Here is a 5,981-nt window from a genome sequence, read left to right as displayed (position 1 = left end):
GTGCTCATGAAACTTAAGCTGCTTCTGCAACTCCTGTTTCTCTTCGGCGGTCAGATAGTTCTTGATTGGCATAGATACTTCGCCAAAATATGCTCTCTAATATGTAGTTTAAATGATTAACAGCTTAGATCACGCTCTGGATCAACTTGATTGAGCAACAGGCGATAGAGCACGTACTGACCGATCGCTTGTTCTAAATCAGCAATAGCAGATGCCCGACGAAACTCCTTAACCTCAACCGCAATTTGGTTAGCCCCACGCTGAGCCCCAATAAAGCGCGACTCTATCCTATTATCGCCCGATGTTTCAGCCGCGCCCAGATCAATAAACAAAAAACGTTCTCCGTAGGAGATGACGTAGGGATCGGCGGTAATACTCCAGCCATCGTTAACCAGCGCTTGCCTCACAGCATAGTGAATCGAATCTCGTTGAGGCATCGTTTTCCAGAGGCACCTGATATTGCCAACACTATAAAACAAACCTCCCCAGTGGAGACACCGGGGAGGTTTGGAGGATTTACCTAACTAACCTAACTCGCTAGCCAAAGCGACTAGAGGTTGAAGCTATCAGGAAGGCTGCGTAAGTGAGGATGTAACCCACCGTAAAGTGAGCCAAACCCACCACCCGAGCCTGGACGATCGACAGGGCAACGGGCTTGTCCTTCCAGCGAACCAGGTTCGCTAGGGGAGTACGCTCGTGAGCCCAAACGATGGTCTCGATCAGCTCTTGCCAGTAACCCCGCCAGGAGATCAGGAACATAAAGCCGGTAGCCCAGACCAGGTGCCCAAATAGGAACATCCAGGACCAGACGGCTAGGTTGTTCATGCCGTAGGGGTTGTAGCCGTTGATCAGCTGAGAGCTGTTGAGCCACAGGTAGTCGCGCAGCCAGCCCATCAGGTAGTTAGACGACTCATTAAACTGAGCCACGTTGCCCGACCATATGCTGAGATGTTTCCAGTGCCAGTAGAAGGTCACCCAACCAATAGTGTTGAGCATCCAGAACATGGCCAGGTAGAAGGAATCCCACGCCGAGATGTCGCAGGTACCGCCACGGCCGGGGCCGTCGCAGGGGAAGCTGTAGCCGAAGTCTTTTTTGTCAGGCATCAGCTTCGAACCACGAGCATCTAGCGCACCCTTGACCAAGATCAAGGTGGTGGTGTGCAGACCCAGGGCGATCGCATGGTGAACCAGGAAGTCGCCAGGGCCAATGGTCAGAAACAGGGAGTTGGTACCACTGTTGATGGCATCAAACCAGCCGGGCAGCCAAACGGCGTTGGCGGTTTGAGCCACGCTGTCGGGGTTCGACAGCAGGGTATCGAAGCCGTAGAGCAGCTTGCCGGAGGCCGCCTGTACCCACTGGGCAAAGACCGGCTCCACCAGAATCTGCTTCTCGGGAGTGCCAAAGGCCACCACCACGTCGTTGTGGACGTACAGACCCAGGGTGTGGAAACCCAGGAACAGCGACACCCAGCTCAGGTGAGAGATAATCGCTTCCTTGTGCTGTAGAACGCGGTCGAGAACGTTGTTCTTGTTAGCAACGGGGTCGTAGTCGCGAATCAGGAAGATCGCGCCATGGGCAAAGGCCCCCACCATGATGAAACCAGCGATGTACTGGTGGTGGGTGTACAGAGCCGCCATGGTGGTGTAATCCTTCGCCATGAAGGCGTAGGGGGGCAGCGCATACATGTGCTGCGCCACCAGGGAGGTGACCACACCCAGGGAAGCCAGGGCCAGAGCCAGTTGGAAGTGGAGGGAGTTATTCAAGGTGTCGTAGAGACCCTTATGACCTTCACCCAGACCGCCGGCGGGGGGCTTGTGAGCATTCAAGATTTCCTTGATGCTGTGGCCGATGCCGAAGTTGGTGCGGTACATGTGCCCAGCAACGATGAAGATCACCGCGATCGCCAGGTGGTGGTGGGCCATATCCGTCAGCCAGAGCGACTCTGTCTGAGGATGGAAACCACCCAGGAAGGTCAGAATCGCAGAACCCGACCCGGTCGCCGTACCAAAGATATGGCTAGAGGTGTCGGGGCTCTGGGCGTAGACCCCCCAGTTGCCGGTGAAGAAAGGCATTAAGCCTTCGGGGTGGGGCTTCATTGAGAGGAAGTTGTCCCAACCCACGTGAACGCCCCGAGACTCGGGAATCGCCACGTGTACCAGGTGCCCAGTCCAGGCCAAGGAGCTAACGCCAAACAGACCAGCCAGGTGGTGGTTGAGGCGCGACTCGGCATTTTTGAACCAGGACAAGCTGGGGCGAAACTTGGGCTGAAGGTGCAGCCAGCCTGCGAACAGGAAGACCGCCGACAGAATCAGCAGAAAGACTGCGCCAGTATACAGGTCGGTGTTGGTGCGCATGCCGATGGTGTACCACCAGTGGTACACCCCGGAGAAGGCCACGTTAACCGGAGTCGAAGACCCGGCCTGGGAGAACGCATCTACCGCAGGTTGGCCAAAGTGAGGATCCCAAATCGCATGGGCGATGGGTTTAATGTTGAGCGGATCTTTGATCCACTGCTCGAAGTTACCTTGCCAGGCGACGTGGAACAGGTTGCCCGAAGTCCACAAAAAGATGATTGCCAGGTGGCCAAAGTGGGAGGCGAAGATCTTTTGATAAAGATTCTCCTCCGTCATGCCATCGTGGCTTTCAAAGTCGTGGGCGGTGGCAATCCCGTACCAAATCCGCCGTGTGGTCGGATCGGCAGCCAGGTCCTGGCTAAATTTAGGGAATTTAGTTGCCATGAATCAAAACGGATTCTAGTACGACATTTGAGTCATGAGTGCGGTATGTAGGGGCGCAGAGCCTGCGCCCCCAGGAGATTCCATGACGAGAAACCTAGCCCACCGCGATGATTCGAGCCAGGAAGAAGGCCCAGGTAGTAGCAATACCGCCAAGGAGATAGTGCGCTACACCCACAGCCCGACCCTGAGTGATGCTCAGCGCCCGGGGCTGAATGGCGGGAGCCACCTTCAGCTTGCTGTGAGCCCAGACAATGGACTCGATTAGCTCTTGCCAGTAGCCACGGCCACTGAACAGGAACATCAGGCTAAAGGCCCACACAAAGTGAGCACCCAGGAACATCAGACCATAGGCCGACAGCGCCGAGCCGTAGGAGCCGATCACCTGGGAAGCCTGAGCCCAGAGGAAGTCGCGCAACCAGCCGTTGATGGTAATCGCGCTCTGGGCAAAGTTGCCGCCGGTGATGTGGGACACCGTGCCATCGGGGCTCACCGTACCCCAAATGTCGGACTGCATCTTCCAGCTGAAGTGGAAAATCACAATGGATAGGGAGTTGTACATCCAGAACAGGCCGAGGAACACGTGGTCCCAACCGGAAACCTGACAGGTGCCGCCCCGACCAGGACCGTCGCAGGGGAACCGGAAACCCAGTTCACCTTTGTCGGGCACAAGACGAGAGCTGCGGGCGTACAGCACACCCTTAAGCAGAATCAGTGCGGTCACGTGGATGGTGAAGGCGTGAATGTGGTGCACCATGAAGTCGGCGGTGCCGAGGGTCATGGGCATCATCGCCACCTTGCCAGCCACCGCAACGACGTCGCCGCCAAAGATGGGGCTCACCCCGGCCAGAGCATTGGGGGCCGTAGCTCCAGCAGCAGCAGCGTGGAAACTTTGCACCCACTGGGCAAAGATCGGCTGTAGCTGAATCGCGGAGTCTGAGAACATGTCCTGGGGACGGCCCAATGCCCGCATGGTGTCGTTGTGGATGTACAGACCAAAGCTGTGGAAGCCGAGGAAAATACAGACCCAATTGAGGTGGGAGATGATGGCATCGCGCGATCGCAGCATGCGATCGAGGGCGTTGTCCATATTCACCGCCGGGTCGTAGTCACGCACCATAAAGATGGAGGCGTGGGCACCGGCCCCCACAATCAAGAAGCCGCCAATCCACATGTGGTGGGTAAACAGCGACAGCTGGGTGGGGTAATCCGTCGCAATGTACGGATAGGGCGGCATGGCGTACATGTGCTGCGCCACAATGATGGTGATGGAGCCGAGGATGGCCAGGTTAACCGCCAACTGGGCATGCCAGGAGGTGGTCAGGTTCTCGTACAGGCCATCGTGGCCCTTGCCACCAAACAGCAGCGGGTCACCCTTGTGACCTTCCAGAATTTCCTTCATGCTGTGGCCGATGCCCCAGTTGGTGCGGTACATATGGCCCGCAACAATAAAGAGTACGGCTAGCGCCAGGTGGTGGTGGGCCGTATCCGACAGCCAGAGGCCACCAGTCACGGGGTTAATACCACCCTTGAAGGTGAGGAAGTCAGCGTACACCCCCCAATTGAGGGTGAAGAAAGGCTTGAGACCCTCAGCAAAGCTGGGGTACAGGTCAGCCATCAGACTCTTATCGAGGATGAACTGGTGAGGCAGCGGAATATCCTGCGGTGCCACACCGGCATCCAGCATTTTGTTAATCGGCAGCGCCACGTGGATTTGGTGACCGGCCCAGCTGAGGCAGCCCAGACCGAGCAGGCCGGCCAGGTGGTGGTTCATCATCGATTCCACGTTTTGGAACCACTCCAACTTGGGAGCAGCCTTGTGGTAATGGAACCAGCCGGCAAACAGCATTAGGCCAGCCATGACCAGCGCCCCAATGGCGGTGACGTAGAGCTGGAAACCATTGGTGATGCCCGCGGCGCGCCACATCTGGAATAAGCCAGAGGTAATTTGAATGCCGTGGAAGCCACCACCCACATCAGCATTCAGGATCTCTTGACCGAAGATCGGCCAAACCACCTGAGCACTGGGCTTGATGCCCGTGGGGTTGGTCATCCAGGCTTCGTAGTTGGAAAACTTAGCGCCATGAAAATACATGCCGCTGAGCCAGATAAAGATGACGGCTAAGTGACCGAAGTGCGCGCTAAAGATTTTGCGCGAAATGTCTTCTAAATCACTGGTATGACTATCAAAATCGTGAGCGTCGGCGTGAAGGTTCCAAATCCAGGTGGTGGTTTTGGGTCCCTTAGCTAAAGTCCGATCAAAGTGACCCGGCTTGCCCCACTTCTCAAAAGAAGTAGGCACTGGATCCTTATCTACGATGACTTTTGCTTTCGCCTCCCGCTCGCGGGGGGTAGTTGTCATGGAGACTCTCCTCTCTCTAGACACAAGCAAGTCAAGCATCAATCGCCTTGGTTAGAACTGTACCCGAGGGCGCGATCGCCTACAGGTACAACCGATACTTAGGCGGTAACTGCTCTTGAGCATTATAGTCTCGCAATTTGCCCCTTTCTGACCGAGGTTAACAATAATTCAATCTCCGAAAGCCCTTGATCTACAGGGCTTCCAGAAAAGCTCTGGAGAAAAAATAGATCTCTGGAGGGGTATTCAATTAACAAAACTCAATGAATAACAGGGTCAATATCTCTAAACTGGCAATCTAGCCCTATTTTTATTAATTAATGTTAATTGTTGACGCCAAGAGCTTGATCTTTGGCGGTTTTGTAGAGGTTCTAGAATTTCCGTAAAGGCACATGTTGACGGTGTAGTTGCTGCTATCGATTCTTCAGGAAGCATCTCCATGACCGTCGTTACTGATTGCAACATTTGCCTTTGCCGCCGCCATGACGCTCCTTGGTTCAACGCCGGGGAAGCAGGTTCAATCTGTTGTGAAGGTCGGGGATCGGGACGATAGAAACTCTCTCCAGCGCATCAGCCCTATTCATATATTCTTCTCATAATAGATAGATAGAGATCTATCCAGCTAGGCCCACAGGACTGCTCTGACTTGAGGGCAGCCATCCCAGTAGACCTAGCGCTTCCACTGGTCGATCTTCCCCATGCGCGGGCATACCCCTTGGTCATGATTCGCGCAGCTGAACCACTCAAAATATAGATAGGCGCGCGACTCGAAGTCGTTCGGGGGAGTTGGAAAGGACTCCTAAGTTCTTTCCCTGCTAGTGTTCAAGCAGATGTCCGCCTCGGAATGTTCAACCCGTAAGGGGAGGGCAGTATCAGCAGACGAGGT

3 protein-coding genes are annotated in these 5,981 nt (G+C 55.2%); all 3 read right to left on the bottom strand.

Features of this window, described 5'->3' with window-relative positions:
- Positions 1–116: 116 nt before the first annotated feature.
- The 3 genes from IQ254_RS29140 to psaA all read right to left on the bottom strand — a co-directional run bounded on the left by IQ254_RS29140 (position 117) and on the right by psaA (position 5,098).
- Entirely contained in the window at positions 117–437 is a 321-nt protein-coding gene (locus tag IQ254_RS29140) for an element excision factor XisH family protein (RefSeq protein WP_193969651.1), read from the bottom strand.
- A gap of 100 nt (positions 438–537) precedes the next feature.
- Positions 538–2,739, bottom strand: coding sequence for a photosystem I core protein PsaB (psaB, locus tag IQ254_RS29135; protein WP_193969650.1), 2,202 nt, complete (start codon positions 2,737–2,739; stop codon positions 538–540).
- A 94-nt stretch (positions 2,740–2,833) separates the two neighbouring features.
- A complete protein-coding gene (psaA, locus tag IQ254_RS29130; RefSeq protein WP_193969649.1) occupies positions 2,834–5,098 on the bottom strand; it encodes a photosystem I core protein PsaA in 2,265 nt (754 codons plus the stop codon).
- Between the last annotated feature and the right edge of the window lie 883 nt (positions 5,099–5,981).

Origin of the sequence: Nodosilinea sp. LEGE 07088, from assembly GCF_015207395.1 — a bacterium.
Lineage (GTDB): Bacteria > Cyanobacteriota > Cyanobacteriia > Phormidesmidales > Phormidesmidaceae > Nodosilinea.
Note: the sequence above shows the minus strand (reverse complement) of the source record. Positions and strands in the feature narration are given on the sequence as shown.

What these genes read in the sequence shown, in the direction of transcription:
- IQ254_RS29140 (WP_193969651.1), bottom strand. Translation starts at nt 437, where the DNA reads ATGCCTCAACGAGATTCGATTCACTATGCTGTGAGGCAAGCGCTGGTT.
- psaB (WP_193969650.1), bottom strand. Translation starts at nt 2,739, where the DNA reads ATGGCAACTAAATTCCCTAAATTTAGCCAGGACCTGGCTGCCGATCCG.
- psaA (WP_193969649.1), bottom strand. Translation starts at nt 5,098, where the DNA reads ATGACAACTACCCCCCGCGAGCGGGAGGCGAAAGCAAAAGTCATCGTA.